The sequence below is a fragment of the Kribbella capetownensis genome (assembly GCF_004331485.1).
GTDB classification, from domain to species: Bacteria; Actinomycetota; Actinomycetes; order Propionibacteriales; family Kribbellaceae; genus Kribbella; species Kribbella capetownensis.
In genome coordinates this window covers 295,353-312,289 of record NZ_SJKD01000003.1, presented here as the reverse complement: position 1 = coordinate 312,289, position 16,937 = coordinate 295,353, and the positions used below count along the sequence as shown (strand labels likewise).

Sequence of the window (16,937 nt, the reverse complement as noted above, 5' to 3'; positions counted from 1 at the left end):
TATGGCGCCTCCACGGTTGAGAGTCCTGATCACCAACGACGACGGTTACCAGGCTCCGGGGATCCGGGCGCTCGCACCCGTGATCGCCGGGCTCGGGCATGAGGTGCTTGTGCTGGCACCGCTGTATGACGAGAGCGGCGTCGGGTCGGCGCGTGCCGGGATGGTCGGGCGGCCGATCCGGACGGCGACGTTGGAGGAGAACGGCGTCACCTACATCGGCGTCGACGGTACGCCGGCTCTCGCGGTGACGCTGGCGTCCGTCGGGGCGTTCGGGCGGGCTCCGGACGTGATGTTGTCGGGGATCAACCGCGGCCACAACATCGGCGTACCGATCTTCCACTCCGGCACTGTTGCGGCGGCTCTGACCGCGGCGGGGCAGGGGTTGTCGGCGGTTGCGATCAGCATCGACTCCGATGATCCGGACCACTGGCCGACGGCGGCTGCGGTGGCTGCCGAGGCGCTGACGTGGATCGTGCCGGAACCGGCCGGGACTGTTCTGACCATCAACGTCCCAGACCGTCCGCTCGACCAGCTCAGCGGTGTCCGGCACGCTTCGCTGGCGCCGATCAAACGTTCGCGTGTCGTCGGCACAACCGCTCCCACGGGTGAGCCGATGATCGAGCTCGAACCACCGCTGCCCAACGCGGTGCCCGACTCCGACGAAGCTCTCCTGAAGGCCGGGTACGTCACCGTCACCCCGATCGTCGGCATCCGCGAGGTCAAGGACGACGCGGCCGCCACGGCACTCGCGAAGCGCCTGTCCTAGCGGTAGCCCAGTAGGTCCGCGTTCGATTGGACGGGCTGTCCTTCATGCCCCGTCAGCATGTCCTCCAACCCGCCCCGTACGTCGTAACCCTGCGCCGAGGCCCAGCGCAGTACGGGCCAGGCCCACTCGCCTTCGCCATGTACAAGCACGTCACGCGTCGGTAGCTCGGCGAGCACCGCCTGAGCCGCTGCCACGCCATCCGCTTCCGGCGACACCCACGGGATCGCCTCGACCACCACGCGCACCACCGGACCACCCCAGGCGAGGTACTTGTCAGCGGCCGCCGGCGTGAACAACCCAGCCTCGACCCCGATGTCGCGCGCGATCAACAACTCCGCGATCCGCTCCGCACCGTCCCCAAGCTACCTAAGGGGGTATGCGGCGGATCTGAGGTGGACTGCCCGATATGGCGACTCCGGGCCCGGACGCAGGGTGAATGCAGACGGCGATCCGCGCCGTGAGGAGGAACCCATGAAGTACATCCGTACCCTCGTCGCCGTACCTGTGCTCACCGTCGGCATCACGCTGGCGGTCGCGTCCCAGGCGTCGGCGCGCGAGATCTATCCCGAAGGCGACTACCGGCAGCCTGTCGTGGTCGTCCACGATCCGGGCCCGACGATCGAGGTCGACGACAACGTCGCCGAAGGTCTGCAGGCCGGCGCAAGCGCCATCGGTGGGGCCGGCATCGCCCTGGCCGCCCTCTGGGCGTACCGACGTCGCCATCCAGCCCACGTTCACTGATCAGGCAGCCGCCGCTCAGCCAGAGCGGCGGCCGCCACCCGGCTCGTCGTCCCGGTCTTCCGCAGAATGTTCGAGACATGGACACTGACTGTTTTGTCGCTGATGAAGAGGTCCTTGGCGATCTCGCCGTTCGACCGCCCGGCCACGAGGAAGGCCAGCACTTCCCGCTCCCGCCCGGTCAGAGCCGCCAGCCGTGGGTCGTCAACGGGCGGCACGACCTCGACTGGGCTCAGGTCGACCTTCGCCCGCCGCGCCAGCGACTCGACCGCTCGGCGCAAGGGCTCGGCGCCCAACTCGACCGCGCACTCATGAGCCCGCCGCAGCAGGCCGCGTGCCTGCGCCGAGGTCGGTCCATTGGTGAGCTCAGCCTCGGCGCACCGCCACTGCGCGACCGCTTGATCCCAGCGACTTCCGGCAATACCGCACGCGTCTGCCGCGCGGTGCCAAAGCTCAGGCTGATCCGGGGTGTTCCGGCAGCGGCCGATCTCGGCCGCGAGGAGTGCCTGATTCATCGCTTGGACATCCACGCCACCCATGGCATCGGCGAAGGGCGCCCGCGGCCATCCGTCGATGACGCTGTCGAGCACGTCCGCGGCCGCGGCAACGGCGGCGACATCACCGCGGTCCCGGGCGGCGCAGGCTGTGTCGGCCACCGCCTGGGCAAAGCCAGGAAGTACCTCGTCATCCCACGCATCGGGCACCTGATCCATCGCGGTCAGACGTGGGCGTGCCCAGGCCACGGAGTCTGCGACCTCGCCTTCCGCGGTCATCAGCTCGATGCCGACGCGGGTGATGTACGGGCGGAGCGGATTGAAGTCGTCGGAGATCAGCTCCAACGCCCGATCGAAATGCAGCCTGGCCTCCTCGGTCCGGCCCGACCTCACGGCGAGCAGGCTTGCGGCCAGCCTGACACCTGCTCCAGGGATGTCGGCCGCGCGAGCCGCCAACGCGGACCGCAACAACGCACGGCACTCGTCCCAGCGACCGAGGTCGATCAGCTCGCTGGTGGCCTCGTGGGCGAGGAAATACGCCCAGACGCCGGCGCCGGCGGAAACTGCGTCGAAATACGCAGCGCGGGTGACCTCGGCTGCGTCGGATCTCCGGCCGAGTGTGTGGAGGGAGTTGAAACGGAAGATGGCGGCGCCGGTGGCGGTGTCGACATCTCCGCAGGACCTGGCCAGCTGCTCCGCAAGCTCCGCGTCGGCGAGCGACTTGAGCGGCGCGCGACTGTCGGACACGGCCGCAAGTGCGCCCAAGGCGCGCCCGAGGGCTTGTGCCGAGCCTGACCTGCGCGCGATCCGGACCGCTTCCTCTGCGTGGAGCACGTCGTCCGGCAGGCCGTGCAGTGTCTCGTCCTCGGACAGCTCGGCGAACGCGGCTGCGCGCTCCGCGCTCGCGGGGAAGTCTGTCGTCAACTCGATCGCTTCCCGAAGGTCGGCCAGGTCCGGCATCCCGGGCGCGGTCGAGTTCCAGCGAGCGTCGCATCGCGCGACCAGGAGATCGCACGCCAGCAACGGCTCGCGCGCTTTGTCCACCAGGCTCAATGCCTGCGTCAGGAGCGGGACGGCCGCGTCGGCCAGGCTTGCCCGGAGACAGATCGTGCTCGTCCGCCGCAACAGGCGGATCCTGTCGTCACGCTCGCCTCGGACCGCCGGTGATGCCGACTCCCAGAGGGCACATGCTCGGCGGAGTTGGATCGCTTCTTCGGACGGGGCGCGCAGCAGTGCTGCCTGGTCGGCCGCCACCAGCGACCAGCGGAAGGTCGCATCGGTATTTCCGGCTCGTTCGTTGTGGACCGCCAGGTCGGCGGCTGTCAACTCGGTGGGCCGCGACTCGAGTACCAGGACGTAGTCGGAATGCAGCTCGATCGCTTGGTCGGGGGACAGGCCGTCGTACAGGACTTCGGCCAGCAGCGGATGGCGGAACCACCAGTCGCGGCCTTCGCTGCGCACGACGCCGCGGTCCTGCGCCTCGGACAGGCTCGGGGTGATCTGATTCGCCTCGAGCCCACGGCCGGACGCGACCTCGGTCAGTACCGCGGCTGACGTCGGGCGACCGCCGACGGCGAGAATTCTGGTGAGCAGCCGGGCTTGTTCGGAGAGGCCGTGCCAGGTGGCGAGCAAGGCTTCCCCGAGTGCGGCCGGGACTGTTGGCGACAGACTGCGCTCGGAGCCGGACAGACCGCGGACCATCAGCTCGACGAGGTACGGGTTGCCGTCCGACCTGGCCAGGACTTCGCTGGCGAGTTCGATGTCGGGCGGGTGGCCGAGCAGTCCTTCGATCTGGCTGCTGGTGGCGTCCAGGTCCAGTGGTTGCAAGGAAATCTCGCCGAAGAACGGCATCCGGCGCATGTCGGCCAGCCAGGAGTGGAGTGGATGCCCCTCGCCGCGTTCCTCCGTCCTGCAGGTGGCGATCAGGACCAGCCGCTGGACCCGGAATCCGGCGATCAAGTAGGACAGCACGTCCAGCGAGGCGACGTCGGCCCACTGCAGGTCGTCGATGACGACCACCGTCGGGCGCTGGTCTGCGATCCGGTTCAGCACGAGATCGACCAGCATCGGCAGCCGTGTCGAGTCGATGCCGTCGGCAGCGCCGCCGCTGCCGCTCGTGCCGATCGAGGGAAGCAAGGCGGTCAGTCCGTCGGTGGCGGCGAGGACCCGCTCCCGCTCGTCCGCGTCGGCCTGGCTGAGCCAGTCCTGTAGCGCGCCACTGATCGGGGCGAACGGAACCGACGCGCCACCGAAATGCACACACGATCCCCAGAGGACAGTCAGGCGCGGATCCCGGCACATCTCACGCGCCAAGCGGCTCTTCCCGATGCCCGCTTCACCGTGGATCACGATCGCTCGCGGGATCCCGCCGACGGCATCGCGCAGCACGTCGCCGAGCAGTTCCTGTTCGACGGCCCGTCCCGCAAACCGATGATCGGCCCGAAGACCCCCCATGTCACCTCAGTGAACACCCATCACGGCCCCACCGACAGGCCCTGGTGTGCGAGTGGCGGCGCGATCGGGTCCGGCCTCACCGATCCGGGATCCGCCGTTCAGCCAGTGCGGCGGCTGCTACCCGGCTGGTGGTGCGGGTCTTGCGGAGGATGTTCGAGACGTGGACGCTGACGGTCTTGTCGCTGATGAAAAGGTCTCTGGCGATCTCGCTGTTCGAGCGGCCCGCCACCAGAAAGGCCAGCACTTCCCGCTCCCGGTCGGTGAGGGTGGACAGGCGCGGGTCGTCGACAGGTGGCTTGGTGTCGACCGGGGCCGGCGTACTGAGGTCGACCTTTGCTCGTCGGGCCAGGGATTCGATCTCGGTTCGTAAGGGCTTTGCGCCGAGTTGGACTGCGGACTCGTGGGCCGTGCGGAGCAGATCGCGTGCCTTCGAAGGGATCCAGCCACTCGTCAGGCCCGCCTCGGCGCGGCGCCACTGCGCCATCGCCTGGTACCAGCGACTTCCCGCCGTACCAGCGGTGTCCACGACCTCGCGCCAGCGCTCGGGCTGATCCGGAGCATTCCGGCAGCGGGCGAGTTCGGCCGCGACGAGGGCTCGTTGCATCGCCTGGACTTCCCGGCCGCTGCGGGCGTCGGCGAACGGCTCCCACGGCCATTCTGCGAGCACACGATCGATCGGCTCCGACGCCGCGAGTCCGCGTACGCCGCCGTCCAGGGCAGCATCAGCCACCGCGCGGGCGAAGGCAGGAAGTGCATCGTCGTAGTCCGGCTCGGGATAGCCGGGCTCCAGCAGCCGCGGGCGTGCCCAGCTCACGGCGTCCGCCACTCTGCCTTCGGCGATCATCAGCTCGACACCGGTCACCGTCATGAACGCGTGGAGTCGTTTGAAGTCCGCGGAAACCAGCTCCAGTGCGCGCTCGAAATGCTGCCGAGCCTCCCCGATCCGTCCCGACCGCACCGCCAGCAGACTCGCGGCCAACCTGACGCCGCCTCCCGGGATCCCTGTGCAGCGGGCTGCCAGCGCTGATCGCAGCAAGGTCCGGCACTCCTGCCAGCGGCCGAGCTCGATCAGCTCAGCCGCGGCCAGGTACGCGAAGAAGTAGGCCCAACTGCCGATCCCACCGGCGACGGCCTCGTAGTAGGCGGAGCAGTTGCCCTCGGCGAAATCGGCTCGTCGGCCCGCCTTCTGCAGGGCAAAGGCCCGCCAGAGGGCCGCGTCCGTGGCGGTGTCGATGTCATCGCACGACATCGCCAGCTTCACCGACAGCTCCGCGTCGGCGAGCGCTGCCTGTGGCCCGCGGTGACCCGGCGCGGCTGCGCGGGCGCTGAGAGCTCGTGCGAAGGAACGGGTTGATCCGGAGCTGCGCGCGATCCGGACGGCTTCGGCCGCATGGGCTGGGGCGTCCGGCATGCCGTACATGGCCTCGAGCTCGGTCAGATGGGCGAACGCGATCGAGCGCTCCGCGGAGTTGGGAGCTTCCGTGGTCAGCGCGATCGCTTCTTCGAGCAGGTCGAGATTGGGCTCACCGGGTGACGTCGACTGCCAGTCGGCATCCGACAGGTTGACGAGCAGATCGCAGGCCAGTAAGCGTTCCTGCTGTTTGTCGACGAGCGCCAACGCATCCGTGAGGAGTGCGACCGCTGCCTCCGGCCAAGCCGCTCGTAGGCAGGCGGTGCTGGTGCGTCTCAGCAGGCTGATCCGCTCGTCCTGCCCTCCGCGAGTGGTCGGTGACACCGTCTCCCAGAGAGCGCACGCACGGCGGAGTTGCATCGCCTCCTCGACCGGCGCCCGCAGCCGTTCCGCCTGGTCGGCTGCCACGAGGGACCAGCGGAAGGTCGCGTCGACGTTTCCGGCTCGTTCGTTGTGGACCGCCAGGTCGGCGGCCGTCACCTCGGTGGGCCGTGGTTCGAGCACGCGGATGTAGTCGGCATGGAGCTGTGCGGCCTGGTCGGGGGACAGGTCGTCGTACAGGACCTCGGCGAGCAGTGGATGGCGGAACCACCAGATTCCGCCGCCCGGGGTCTGCACCACCCCGCGGTCCTGCGCCTCCAACAGGCACGGGCCGATCCGGCTCGCCTCGAGCCCATGGCCGGCCGCGACCTCGGTCAGTACGGCGTATGACGTCGGGCGGCCGCCGACGGCGAGCATCCTGGTGATCGACCGGGCCTGATCGGACAAGCTGTGCCAAGCGGCAAGCAGTGCTTCGCGAAGTTCTGCGGGGACGGTCGTGGGCAGGCTGTGCTCGGAGCCGTACAGGCCGCGGACCATCAGCTCGATCAGGTACGGGTTGCCGTCCGATCTGGCCAGAACCTCGCTGACGAGCTCGATGTCCAGAGTTGTCCCGAGCAGCCCTTCGATCTGGCTGTCGGCCGCATCCAGGTCAAGTGGCTCCAGTCGAAGCTCGCTGAACATCGGCATCCGCCGCATGTCCGCCAGCCAGCCGTGCAGCGGATGTCCCTCGGGCCGCTCTTCGGTCCGGCAGGTTGCGATCAGTAGCAGCGGCTGGTCGCGGAACCCCGCGATCAGGTACGACAGCACATCGAGTGATGCGACATCGGCCCAGTGCAGATCATCCACGACCACGACTGTCGGGCGCCGTACCGCAATCCGGTTCAGCACGAGGTCGACCACTACCGGCAGCCTGGTCGTGTCGACAGTGCCGCCTCCGAGCGGGGGCACCAACGCCGAGAGACCTTCGATCCCGTCGAGGACCTCGGCCTTCTCCTCCGGACCTGCCCGAGTCAGCCAGTGCTGCAGCACCCCCGTGATCGGCGCGAACGGAACCGACGCCGCGCCGAAGTGCACGCACGATCCCCAGAGCACCGTCAGCCCCGGATCCCGGCAGACCTCTCGAGCCAGTCGAGTCTTCCCGATCCCGGCTTCGCCGTGAATGACAACCGCCTGCGGGACTCCGGCCGCAGCACCGCGCACGGTATCGCCGAGCAGTTGCCGCTCGGCAACCCGCCCAGCCAGCCGACGATCCCCCCGAAAAACCCCCATCTCATCCAGTGAACACCCGCTACGGCCCCGACGACAGCCCAGAGCCGCCGCGGGATGCGGGTGTGAACCTGGTCGCTGAGGGATGGGGTGAGGTGTGCCATGATCGGGCCGACGGTTGTGGAGGAACACCGGTGACTGGCTTCGGCCGGGAGTCCGGGGCGGTCCCGCCACTGTGACCGGGTCACGTACACGACGACGGCCCGGAAGCCAGGACATCCGCGTCCGTCCGCCGGGCCGCGGTCTCCGTGGTACGGCGTACCAGCCGTAGCGGGCGTGGACACCCGCTCGACGAAGGGACTCCCCGCCGTGCGGTCTGCGCCACCCTCCTCCGGTTTTCCGTTCACCGCTGTGGTCGGGATGGAGGATCTCCAACTCGCGCTGATCCTGGCCGCCATCTCGCCGGCGATCGGTGGTGTGCTGATCCGGGGCGAGAAGGGTACGGCGAAGTCGACCGCGGTCCGGGCGCTCACCGAGATCCTTCCGCCGGTGGACGTCGTACCCGGGTGCCGCTTCTCCTGCGATCCCGAGCATCCGGACTCGACCTGTCCCGATGGTCCGCATGCGGCCGGTGCGCAGACGCGGTCGGCGCGGCTGGTCGAGCTTCCCGTAGGTGCGACCGAGGACAGGGTGCTCGGTTCGCTGCATCTGGAGAAGGCGTTGGCCGAGGGCGTCACGGCGTACGAGCCTGGGCTGCTCGCGGCGGCGCATCGCGGTCTGCTGTACGTGGACGAGGTCAACCTGCTGCACGACCATCTGGTCGACGTACTGCTCGATGCCGCGGCGATGGGACGTGCGACGGTCGAGCGGGACGGGGTGTCAGTGACCCATCCGGCGCGGTTCGTGCTGGTCGGGACGATGAACCCGGAGGAGGGCGAGCTGCGGCCGCAACTGCTGGACCGGTTCGGGCTGACAGTGGACGTTGTTGCCAGCCGGGATCCTGCGGTGCGGGTCGAGGTGATGCGGGCGCGGCTCGCGTACGAGGCTGATCCGGTCGGGTTCGTGACGCGGTACGACGGTCCGCAGCGGGAGCTCGCTGAGCGGATCGTGAAGGCTCGCGATCTGCTGACCGAGGTGATTCTCACGGACGCCGCGTTGCGTCAGATCGCGGAGATTTGTGCGTCGTTCGATGTCGACGGGATGCGGGCTGACCTGGTGACTGCGCGAACGGCGGTTGCGCATGCGGCGTGGTCCGGGCGGACGGTGGTCGAGGTGGACGACGTACGCGCCGCGGCCAAGCTCGCCCTCCCGCACCGCCGGCGGCGGAACCCGTTCGACGCGCCGGGCCTCGACGAAGAACAACTCGAAGAAGCCATCAACAACAGCACCCCACCACCGGATCCAGACGACGACCCCGACGGCCCCGATGGTCCGGATGATCCAGGTGGCCCGGGTGGGGGTGTGGATCCCGTTGATCCTGGTGAGTCTGGTGCTGGTGATGCCAGTGCGCCTGGTCCCTCAGGTCCCGCACCCGCAGGCGAGGTCGCGGGCAGTTCCGAGCCTTACAAGGCTCGGCTGTTGAGTGTGCAGGGGGCTGGGGTGGGGGTTGCGGGGCGGCGGTCTCGGGCTCTTACTGAGGTTGGGCGCGTGGTGGGGGATCGGGCTCGGGTTGGGCGGGAGGCTGGGCGGCCGCATTTGCTGGCGACCATTCGGGCTGCGGCGCCACATCAGCAGGTGCGCGGGCGGACCGGGCCGGGGCTTGCGGTGCGGACGGCGGATCTGCGGCTCGCCGTACGGGAAGGGCGTGAGGGCAACCTCGTGCTGTTCTGCGTCGACGCTTCCGGCTCGATGGGGACGAAGAAGCGGATGGGCGAGGTGAAGACCGCGATCGTCTCGCTCCTGCTGGACGCGTACCAGCGTCGCGACACCGTTGGGCTCGTCACGTTCGCCGGCGCCGCCGCGACGGTCGCGTTGCCGCCCACCGGCAGCGTCGAGACCGCCGTACGTCGGCTTGAATCGCTGCCAACTGGCGGACGTACGCCGCTCGCCGAGGGACTGCTGCAAGCCGCCGACGTACTCCGGATCGCCGCGATCCGCGACCCACGTCGACGCCCCCTGCTCGTGCTCGTCACGGACGGCCGGGCCACCCACGGCGACAACGCGTTCGCCCGCGCCCGCCAGGCGGCCGGCTGGCTCGCGCAGCACGGGATCGCCACCGTCGTGGTCGATTGCGAGCCGCGTCGCGGTGTCCGGCTCGGGCTGGCCGGGGAGCTTGCTGCCGATCTGGGCGCGGAGTACCTCGACCTCGGTGAAGTTGCCGCTGGCAACCTCATCCGGACGGTCACGGACCGGAGGGCGGCCTGATGCCGAAAGGGCAGCCCAGCGTGGTGCCGCAGGACGGCCTCACCACCCGCCAGCGCCGGAACCGGCCGCTGCTGATGGTGCACACCGGTGAAATGAAGGGGAAGTCGACGGCCGCCTTCGGGATGGCGCTGCGCGGCTGGAACCAGGGCTGGAACATCGGCGTGTTCCAGTTCGTCAAGAGCGCGAAGTGGAAGGTCGGCGAGGAGAGCGCGTTCAAGGCGCTCGGGGAGTTGCACGCTGCGACCGGTCAGGGCGGGCCAGTTGAGTGGCACAAGATGGGCGAGGGCTGGAGCTGGTCGCGGAAGGCCGGCACCGAGGAGGACCACGCCGCCGACGCGCTCGAGGGTTGGCGCGAGATCCAGCGCCGGATCGCCGCGCAGACGCACGATCTGTACGTCCTGGACGAGTTCACGTACCCGATGAAGTGGGGCTGGGTCGACGTCGACGAAGTGGTCGAGACCCTGGCGAACCGGCCCGGTCATCAGTACGTCGTGATCACCGGCCGGAACGCCGACCAGCGCCTGCTGGATGCTGCCGACCTGGTCACCGAGATGACCAAGCTCAAACATCCAATGGACACAGGCCAAAAAGGCCAGAAAGGCATCGAGTGGTAACGCCCGGCGGGGTGCGGCGGTCGGGTGGGGGTGTGGTGCGGCCGTCGGGTGTGAGCTTGGTGCGGCGGTCGGGTTCGGGTGTGAGGGTGATCGGGTGATCGCGCGGGTTGTGGTTGCGGCGCCGGCTTCGGGGGCCGGGAAGACTACGGTTGCGGTTGGGTTGATGGCGGCGTTGCGGCGGGCCGGGCATGTGGTTGCGGGGTTCAAGGTGGGCCCGGACTACATCGATCCTGGGTTCCACGCGGTCGCCACCGGTCGTCCCGGGCGGAACCTCGATCCGATGCTGTCTGGCGAGGAGCGCGTCGGCCCGCTCTTCGCACACGGTGCAACCGGCGCCGACCTCGCCGTTGTCGAAGGCGTGATGGGCCTGTACGACGGCGCCCTCGGGACCGAGGGATTCTCGTCCACCGCCCACGTCGCGAAGTTGCTCAAGGCACCTGTCGTGCTGGTCGTCGACGCGTCGGCGGCGGGTCGTAGCGTCGGTGCCGTCGTCCAGGGTTTCGTTGCCTTCGACACCGAGATCCGGATCGTCGGCGTCATTCTGAACAAGGTCGGTTCGGACCGGCACGAGGCTGAGGTCCGGGCGGGGGTGGCGCCGACCGGCGTACCGGTGCTCGGTGTGCTCCGGCGCGACACCCGCCTCACTGTGCCCAGCCGTCATCTCGGTCTGGTCCCGGCCGATGAGCAGCGGGAGCAAGCCTCGGCGCCGGTCGAGGCTGCCGCCGAGCTGGTCCGCCAAGGCGTCGACCTGGAAGCCTTCGTCGCCGCTGCCCGCGCTGCCACGGATCTCGACGTCGAGGCGTGGGACCCGGCCGCGGCGGTGACTCTGACTGAGCCACGAGCTGACTGCCCAACGGAGCCGCCGCCCGGGCGCGATGGCGGCCGTGAACCTCGGCCGGTGGTGGCAGTTGCCGGTGGCCCGGTGTTCTCGTTCCGCTACACCGAGACCGGCGAGTTGTTGGTTGCCGCAGGCGCCGAAGTCGTTGCCTTCGACCCGCTGTCGGACCCATTGCCTGAAGGAACCTCGGCGCTGTATCTGGGTGGCGGCTTCCCGGAGCTGCACGCTGAAGCGCTGTCGGCCAACGACGTACTCCGTCGGCAGGTGGCGACCGAGATCGCGGCCGGGCTGCCGGTGATCGCCGAGTGCGCTGGACTGCTCTATTTATGTCGCGAGCTGGACGGCCACCCGATGACCGGCGTACTGCCCGCGACCGCGCGGATGACCGACCGCCTGACTCTCGGCTACCGGACGGCGATCGCCGCCACCACGACTGTGTTCTTCGACGAGGGTCGTCGGGTCCGGGGCCACGAGTTCCACCGGACCGCGATCGAGCTGGACGCCGAGGTGGATCCGGCGTGGCACTTGCCCGCTGGTGTCGAAGGCATCGCGTTGCCTCGGGTGCACGCGTCGTACCTGCATCTGCACTGGACGGCGACCCCGGACGTCCCGGTCCGGCTGGTCGCGGAAGCGCGTAGGCATGCGGGGCTCGAGAAGTGAACCTCGTCGTCGGCATCGGACTTCGCTCCGGTACGCCGTACCGCGAACTCCGAGACCTCGTCGCCAGCGCGTTGGAGGAGGCCGGCGGAGGCACGGTCCGACTCGTCGTCACGGTCGCCGGCCGGGAAACCGAGCCAGGTGTACAACGCCTGGTCGCCTCGCTCAACGCCGAGCTACACACCGCGCCCGCCGAGGAGCTGGCCCGCCAACCTGTCCCCACCCCCAGCGAGAAGGTCAACCACCTAACCGGCACCCCAGGCGTCGCAGAAGCTGCGGTACTCCTGACCGGCGCCCAACTGCTCGTCACGAAGCGACGCTCGTCCAACGCGACAACAGCCATCGGCCGCCTGCCTGCTGCCCCTGGCTATGCACCTGCAGAACGGAACGTCGTGCACCGGGTGATTGCGGAGCGGCGGGATGTGCGGCGGGGGTTTGTGCGACGTCCGATTCCCGCGGACGTGCTGACAAGAGTGTTGGAGTCGGCGCATCGGGCTCCGAGTGTGGGGTTGAGTCAGCCGTGGGACTTTGTGTTGGTTCGGGACGTGGCGACGCGGCGCAAGGTGCATGATCTGGCGTCGGCTCAGCGAGACGCATTCGCGGCGAGTCTGCCGCCTGACCGCCGGCAGTCGTTCGACGGCCTGAAGATCGAAGCCATCCTCGATACCCCGCTCAACATCGCGGTCACCTGCGACGCGGGCCGCGGCGGGCGGCATGTGCTGGGTCGGCACGCGGACCCACGGACCACCTGGTTCTCGGTGGCGATCGCGATCCAGAACCTGTGGCTGGCCGCACGAGCCGAAGGGCTGGGCGTCGGCTGGGTCTCCTTCTTCGAGCCGACTGAGGTCGCCGCCGTACTCAACCTCCCCGCCCACATCGAGCTCGTCGGCTACGTCTGCGTCGGGTACGTCGAGGAGTTCGCCACCGCGCCCGAGTTGGTACGCACCGGCTGGGCCGAACGCCGCCCTCTCGCCTGGGCAGTCCACCAAGAGGAGTGGGGCCACCGCGGTCTCCCCGGCATCGCACCCACGTCGATCGTGAACGACGCGGTGCAGGCGAAGCCGAACGCCGTACAGACAAACAGCCGTCAGCTTGTCCGACTCATCGTCGGCGGCGATCCGGCGCAGTACCTGCAGCAGCCCGAGGCGCTCGTCGTACACCTCCATGCAGAGAAGCCGTCAGCCGACTTCGGTGTGCTGTGGCGGCCCGCGCGTACGCCGGTCGAGGCGGTCGAGCTCGGTGTCGAGCTCGCACGGGACCTTGCGTTGCAGGGCGTAGGCGAGTTCGACATCCAGCTCGTCGAGCAATCCGAACTGGCGGACGCGATAGCCCGAGGACTGCGGGTAGGCGCGTCGGCTTGCGGTGTGACGACGGCTGGATGAGCCGGGGGAGCTGTCACACTCCTGGGCATGACTGTTCCTCCTGAGGGCCCAGCCTCCATGTACGTCGCCGCGTTCTCGATGAAGCAGCGGGTCACGTTGATGGCGAACAAGTACGAACTGATCGCGACCAACCCGGACGGCTCCGACGGGCCGTTGCTGGCGTTCGCGCAGCAGAAGCGGATGGCGTTCAAGGAACAGGTCACCTTCTACACCGACGACACCAAGACCCGGCCGGTGTTCTCGTTCAAGGCGCGCAAGACGATCGACCTGGGCTCGGGGTACGACGTGATGGACGCCGACGGCCAGCCGATCGGCTGGTTCAAGAAGGAGTTCGGCAAGAGCCTGCTGCGGTCCAGCTGGCAGCTGAGCGCCGGCCATGTGCACACGACCGGGACGGAGCGTAACGCCACCGTCGCGATCGTCCGCCGGCTCTGGGACTTCGTGCCGTTCATCGGCGAGATCCCGCTGCCGTTCATCTTCCACTTCGACTTCACCGACGCGAGCAGCGGGCAGCCGGTACTCTCGGTGGAGCGCAGGCTCTCGGTCCGGGACCGCTACCGGATCACGGTCGAGGACCCGCGCCTGGATTTCCGCGTGGCCGCCGCGATGACCGTGGCCCTGGACGCGCTGCAGAGCCGTTGAGCCGCCGTACTGGGCCCGGCGTACGACCCAGGTCGTACGCCGGGCTCACTCTTTTGGGTGAACCCACCCTGAGACCTCTTGGTTCCGCCGCCACCCAGTGCGAGTCTTGACTACATGGGCGTAACACAGCGCAGTCGACGGTGGTTGGTTCCGGTCACGGCAGTCGCGGTAGTGGCAGGTGTGGGGGCACTCGGGCCAGTGGTCGCGGACGCCTCCCCGAAGCTGCCCGGCATCACGGCGCAGGATCTGCTCGCCAAGGTGCAGACGGCCAAGGTCGACGGCCTGAGCGGCACGGTCCGCTCGTCCGCGAATCTCGGCCTGCCCTCGATCCCCGGTGTCGAGGGCGGCAACCAGCTGTCCGAGCTGCTGAGCGGACAGCACACCGCACGCGTCGCGTTCGCCACCCCGGACAAGGCCCGGGTGTCGGTCCTGGACAACCAGGCCGAGCGGGTCTGGACGACCGACGGCAAGTCCGCCTGGGCGTACGACTCGTCCCGGCGTGAGGCCGTCAAGCTGACGCTGCCGGCGCGCTCCGCGAAGCCGGACAAGCCCCAGGCCGCCCCGAAGAACTACGACCCGCAGGCGGTCGCGAAGCAGTTCCTGGACGCGATCGACCCGACCACCAAGGTCGAGGTCAGCGGCACGGAGAAGGTGGCCGGCCGGGACGCCTACAAGCTGCGCCTGGTGCCGAAGACGGACCGTACGACGGTCGGCTCGGTGACGCTGGCGATCGACTCGAAGACGTGGGTCCCGCTCGACGTGACCGTGATGCCGCGGACCGGCAACGACCCGGCCGTGGAACTCGGCTTCTCCTCGGTCTCGTTCGACGTACCGGCGGCGAGCACGTTCACCTTCACCCCGCCGAAGGGCGTGAAGGTGACGGACAAGAAGGTGCCCGCGACGCGCCAGGCCCCGCACCCGGTGAAGCCGCCGAAGGCGGTCGGGCCGAAGGGTGAGAAGGCTCCGGCCCAGCGCGGCGACAAGCCGACCGTGCTCGGCGAAGGCTGGGAGAGCGTGGTGATGGTCCGCGGCGTGAAGACCACTGGCAACGGACCGGTCGACCAGCTGCTCGCCAACGCTCGGACGGTCCAGGGCTCCTGGGGGAAGGGCAAGATCCTGACCAGCAAGATGGTCAGCGCCCTGATCACCGACGACGGCCGGGTCTTCGCCGGTCTGGTCACCCCCGACACCCTGCAGGCTGCCGCAGCCAAGGCTCCCCGCTGACGTGACGACCCCGCAGGAGCCGCCGCCACCCGCGGCATCGGCCGCCCCACCCATCGTCACGCGGGGACTGACGAAGCGGTTCCGGGGTGGCCAGGTGGCGGTGGACACCGTGGACCTGGAGGTCCCCGCAGGGAGCGTGTTCGGGTTCCTCGGACCGAACGGGTCCGGGAAGACGACGACGATCCGGATGCTGCTGGGGCTGATCGCGCCGACCTCGGGGTCGGTCGAGCTGCTCGGCGAATCGATGCCGAAGGCCCAGCTGAAGGTCTTGCCGCGGGTAGGCGCGCTGGTCGAAGGGCCGGCGTTCTACCCGTTCTGGAGCGGACAGGCGAACCTGCTGCGCTTCGACGCGGCCGACCGGACCGCTGATCCACGGACCCGCAAGGCCCGCGCCGCCGAAGCACTCGAGCGGGTCGGCCTGTCCAATGCCGCAGGCAAGAAAGTCCGGGCGTACTCGCTCGGCATGCGGCAGCGGCTGGCCATCGCGGTCGCGCTGATGCAGCGTCGCGATCTGCTGGTGCTGGACGAGCCGACCAACGGCCTCGACCCGCAAGGCACCCGCGAGGTCCGGAACCTGATCCGCGAGCTGGCAAGCGACGGCACCACAGTCTTCACCTCGACACACTTGCTGGCCGAGGTCGAGCAGGTCTGCACCCATGCGGCCGTGATGAGCCGCGGCAAACTCGTCCGCCAGTCGACGGTGGCCGATCTGCGCGCCGAGCTTCGTCCCCGTCTGGTTGTTCGTACACCGGACCTCGCGCAGGCAGCCGAGACCCTCAAGGGCCTCGGCGCCACCGACCTGAAGACCACCGAGGAGACCGTCGAAGGCGACTCCGGCGACCTCCCGATCGACAAGTTCGCGGCGGCCCTGGTCGCCGCCGATGTTCGCATCCACGGCTTCGGGCTGGAACGCCCCAGCCTGGAAGAGGCGTTCGTCGCGCTCACGGGGGAGGGATTCGATGTCGCTGAGTAGCACGGTCGACGGCGGACGGCGGCTGACCGCAGGCCGGCACACGCTCGGTCTGTTCCGCTCGGAGCTGCGTCTCGTCTTCGGGCGAGCCCGCACGCAGGCCGGACTCGGCGTCCTCGCCGCCGTCCCGCTGCTGATCGGGATCGCGATCAAGCTGTCCGGCTCGGACGGCGACGCGGAGGGCTTCCTCGGTCAGGTCGCCGGCAACGGCCTGTTCCTCATCGTCGCGAGCCTCGGCCTCTCGCTGCCGTTCTTCCTGCCGACCGCGGTGACCGTGATCTCGGGCGAGTCCCTCGCCGGCGAGGCCAGCCTCGGCACCTTGCGCACCATGCTCACCGCACCGGCCGGACGAAGTCGGCTGCTCGCGGCCAAGATGGTCGCGCTCGCGGTCTTCTGCCTGGCCGCGACGATGACGATCTGGATCTCCGGGCTGATCGTCGGCTTCATTCTCTTCCCGGTCGGCGACGTACTCCTGCTGTCCGGTACGACGGTCTCGCTGGGGGAGGGCCTGCTCCGGGCTCTCCTGATCGCGATCGTGATCTCGCTGTCGCTGCTCGGGCTGGCCGGGATCGGCCTGTTCGTGTCGTCGCTCACGTCGACTCCGCTGGCCGCGATGGCAGCGACGTTCGGCGCGTTCATCGTGCTCGGCATCATGACCGCGATCCCGCAGCTGCACGCGATCCATCCGTGGCTCCTGATCTACCGGTGGCAGTCGTTCGCCGACCTGCTCCGAGATCCGCCGTACTGGCATGAGATCGCCCGCAACCTGCTCGTGCAGGGCGCCTACCTGGTTGTGTTCTACACCGCCGCCTGGGCGCGCCTCACCAGCCGGGACATCACCTGACGCACCCGAGGC

13 protein-coding genes and 1 riboswitch are annotated in these 16,937 nt (G+C 69.2%); of the genes, 10 read left to right on the top strand and 3 right to left on the bottom strand.

All coding sequences use genetic code 11. From position 1 onward, the window contains the following. The first annotated feature begins 1 nt into the window (after position 1). Positions 2-766 carry a 5'/3'-nucleotidase SurE gene (gene surE, locus E0H75_RS16240; RefSeq protein ID WP_131514383.1) on the top strand — a complete coding sequence of 255 codons (765 nt, stop codon included), beginning with the start codon at positions 2-4 and terminating at the stop codon, positions 764-766. On the opposite strand, the gene E0H75_RS16235 is transcribed toward surE, so the two are convergent. Next, positions 763-1,098 (bottom strand): 3-keto-5-aminohexanoate cleavage protein, encoded by a 336-nt coding sequence (locus E0H75_RS16235; RefSeq protein WP_165553787.1) that lies wholly within the window; start codon positions 1,096-1,098, stop codon positions 763-765. The two genes, surE and E0H75_RS16235, sit on opposite strands and share 4 nt — an antisense overlap. A gap of 139 nt (positions 1,099-1,237) precedes the next feature. Between E0H75_RS16235 and E0H75_RS16230 the strand changes: the two genes are divergently transcribed. Continuing rightward, entirely contained in the window at positions 1,238-1,507 is a 270-nt protein-coding gene (locus E0H75_RS16230; RefSeq protein WP_131514381.1) for a hypothetical protein, read from the top strand. Here the strand turns inward: E0H75_RS16230 and E0H75_RS44645 are convergent. Continuing rightward, complete coding sequence (locus tag E0H75_RS44645; RefSeq protein ID WP_131514380.1) at positions 1,501-4,452, bottom strand: helix-turn-helix transcriptional regulator; 2,952 nt, start codon at positions 4,450-4,452, stop codon at positions 1,501-1,503. The genes E0H75_RS16230 and E0H75_RS44645 overlap by 7 nt on opposite strands. Before the next feature lie 76 nt (positions 4,453-4,528). After that, positions 4,529-7,453 (bottom strand): helix-turn-helix transcriptional regulator, encoded by a 2,925-nt coding sequence (locus E0H75_RS44640; protein WP_131514379.1) that lies wholly within the window; start codon positions 7,451-7,453, stop codon positions 4,529-4,531. A 98-nt stretch (positions 7,454-7,551) separates the two neighbouring features. Then, a riboswitch (cobalamin riboswitch) is annotated at positions 7,552-7,691 on the top strand. A 35-nt stretch (positions 7,692-7,726) separates the two neighbouring features. Between E0H75_RS44640 and E0H75_RS16215 the strand changes: the two genes are divergently transcribed. From E0H75_RS16215 to E0H75_RS16180, 8 genes are all read left to right on the top strand, one after another. Continuing rightward, positions 7,727-9,754 (top strand): putative cobaltochelatase, encoded by a 2,028-nt coding sequence (locus E0H75_RS16215; RefSeq protein WP_337589508.1) that lies wholly within the window; start codon positions 7,727-7,729, stop codon positions 9,752-9,754. Next, a complete protein-coding gene (gene cobO / locus E0H75_RS16210) occupies positions 9,754-10,368 on the top strand; it encodes a cob(I)yrinic acid a,c-diamide adenosyltransferase (RefSeq protein ID WP_131514377.1) in 615 nt (204 codons plus the stop codon). Before E0H75_RS16215 ends, cobO begins: the two co-directional genes overlap by 1 nt. A 94-nt stretch (positions 10,369-10,462) precedes the next feature. Further along, complete coding sequence (locus tag E0H75_RS16205) at positions 10,463-11,866, top strand: cobyrinic acid a,c-diamide synthase CobB (protein WP_131514376.1); 1,404 nt, start codon at positions 10,463-10,465, stop codon at positions 11,864-11,866. Further along, positions 11,863-13,245 carry a 5,6-dimethylbenzimidazole synthase gene (bluB, locus tag E0H75_RS16200; RefSeq protein WP_131514375.1) on the top strand — a complete coding sequence of 461 codons (1,383 nt, stop codon included), beginning with the start codon at positions 11,863-11,865 and terminating at the stop codon, positions 13,243-13,245. The genes E0H75_RS16205 and bluB overlap by 4 nt, the downstream gene beginning before the upstream one ends. 27 nt (positions 13,246-13,272) lie before the next feature. Next, on the top strand, positions 13,273-13,887 hold the full coding sequence (locus E0H75_RS16195) for an LURP-one-related family protein (protein ID WP_238163054.1): 615 nt from the start codon (positions 13,273-13,275) through the stop codon (positions 13,885-13,887). 180 nt (positions 13,888-14,067) lie between these two features. Further along, positions 14,068-15,111 carry a LolA family protein gene (locus tag E0H75_RS16190; protein ID WP_238163053.1) on the top strand — a complete coding sequence of 348 codons (1,044 nt, stop codon included), beginning with the start codon at positions 14,068-14,070 and terminating at the stop codon, positions 15,109-15,111. A gap of 1 nt (position 15,112) precedes the next feature. Continuing rightward, a complete protein-coding gene (locus E0H75_RS16185; RefSeq protein ID WP_165553786.1) occupies positions 15,113-16,084 on the top strand; it encodes an ABC transporter ATP-binding protein in 972 nt (323 codons plus the stop codon). Continuing rightward, on the top strand, positions 16,071-16,925 hold the full coding sequence (locus E0H75_RS16180; RefSeq protein ID WP_131514373.1) for an ABC transporter permease: 855 nt from the start codon (positions 16,071-16,073) through the stop codon (positions 16,923-16,925). Before E0H75_RS16185 ends, E0H75_RS16180 begins: the two co-directional genes overlap by 14 nt. Positions 16,926-16,937 lie beyond the last annotated feature (12 nt).

Excerpts from the sequence above, each read along its gene's own strand:
- surE (WP_131514383.1), top strand. The coding sequence starts at position 2 with ATGGCGCCTCCACGGTTGAGAGTCCTGATCACCAACGACGACGGTTAC.
- E0H75_RS16230 (WP_131514381.1), top strand. The coding sequence starts at position 1,238 with ATGAAGTACATCCGTACCCTCGTCGCCGTACCTGTGCTCACCGTCGGC.
- E0H75_RS44645 (WP_131514380.1), bottom strand. The coding sequence starts at position 4,452 with ATGGGGGGTCTTCGGGCCGATCATCGGTTTGCGGGACGGGCCGTCGAA.
- E0H75_RS44640 (WP_131514379.1), bottom strand. The coding sequence starts at position 7,453 with ATGGGGGTTTTTCGGGGGGATCGTCGGCTGGCTGGGCGGGTTGCCGAG.
- cobO (WP_131514377.1), top strand. The coding sequence starts at position 9,754 with ATGCCGAAAGGGCAGCCCAGCGTGGTGCCGCAGGACGGCCTCACCACC.
- E0H75_RS16195 (WP_238163054.1), top strand. The coding sequence starts at position 13,273 with ATGACTGTTCCTCCTGAGGGCCCAGCCTCCATGTACGTCGCCGCGTTC.
- E0H75_RS16180 (WP_131514373.1), top strand. The coding sequence starts at position 16,071 with ATGTCGCTGAGTAGCACGGTCGACGGCGGACGGCGGCTGACCGCAGGC.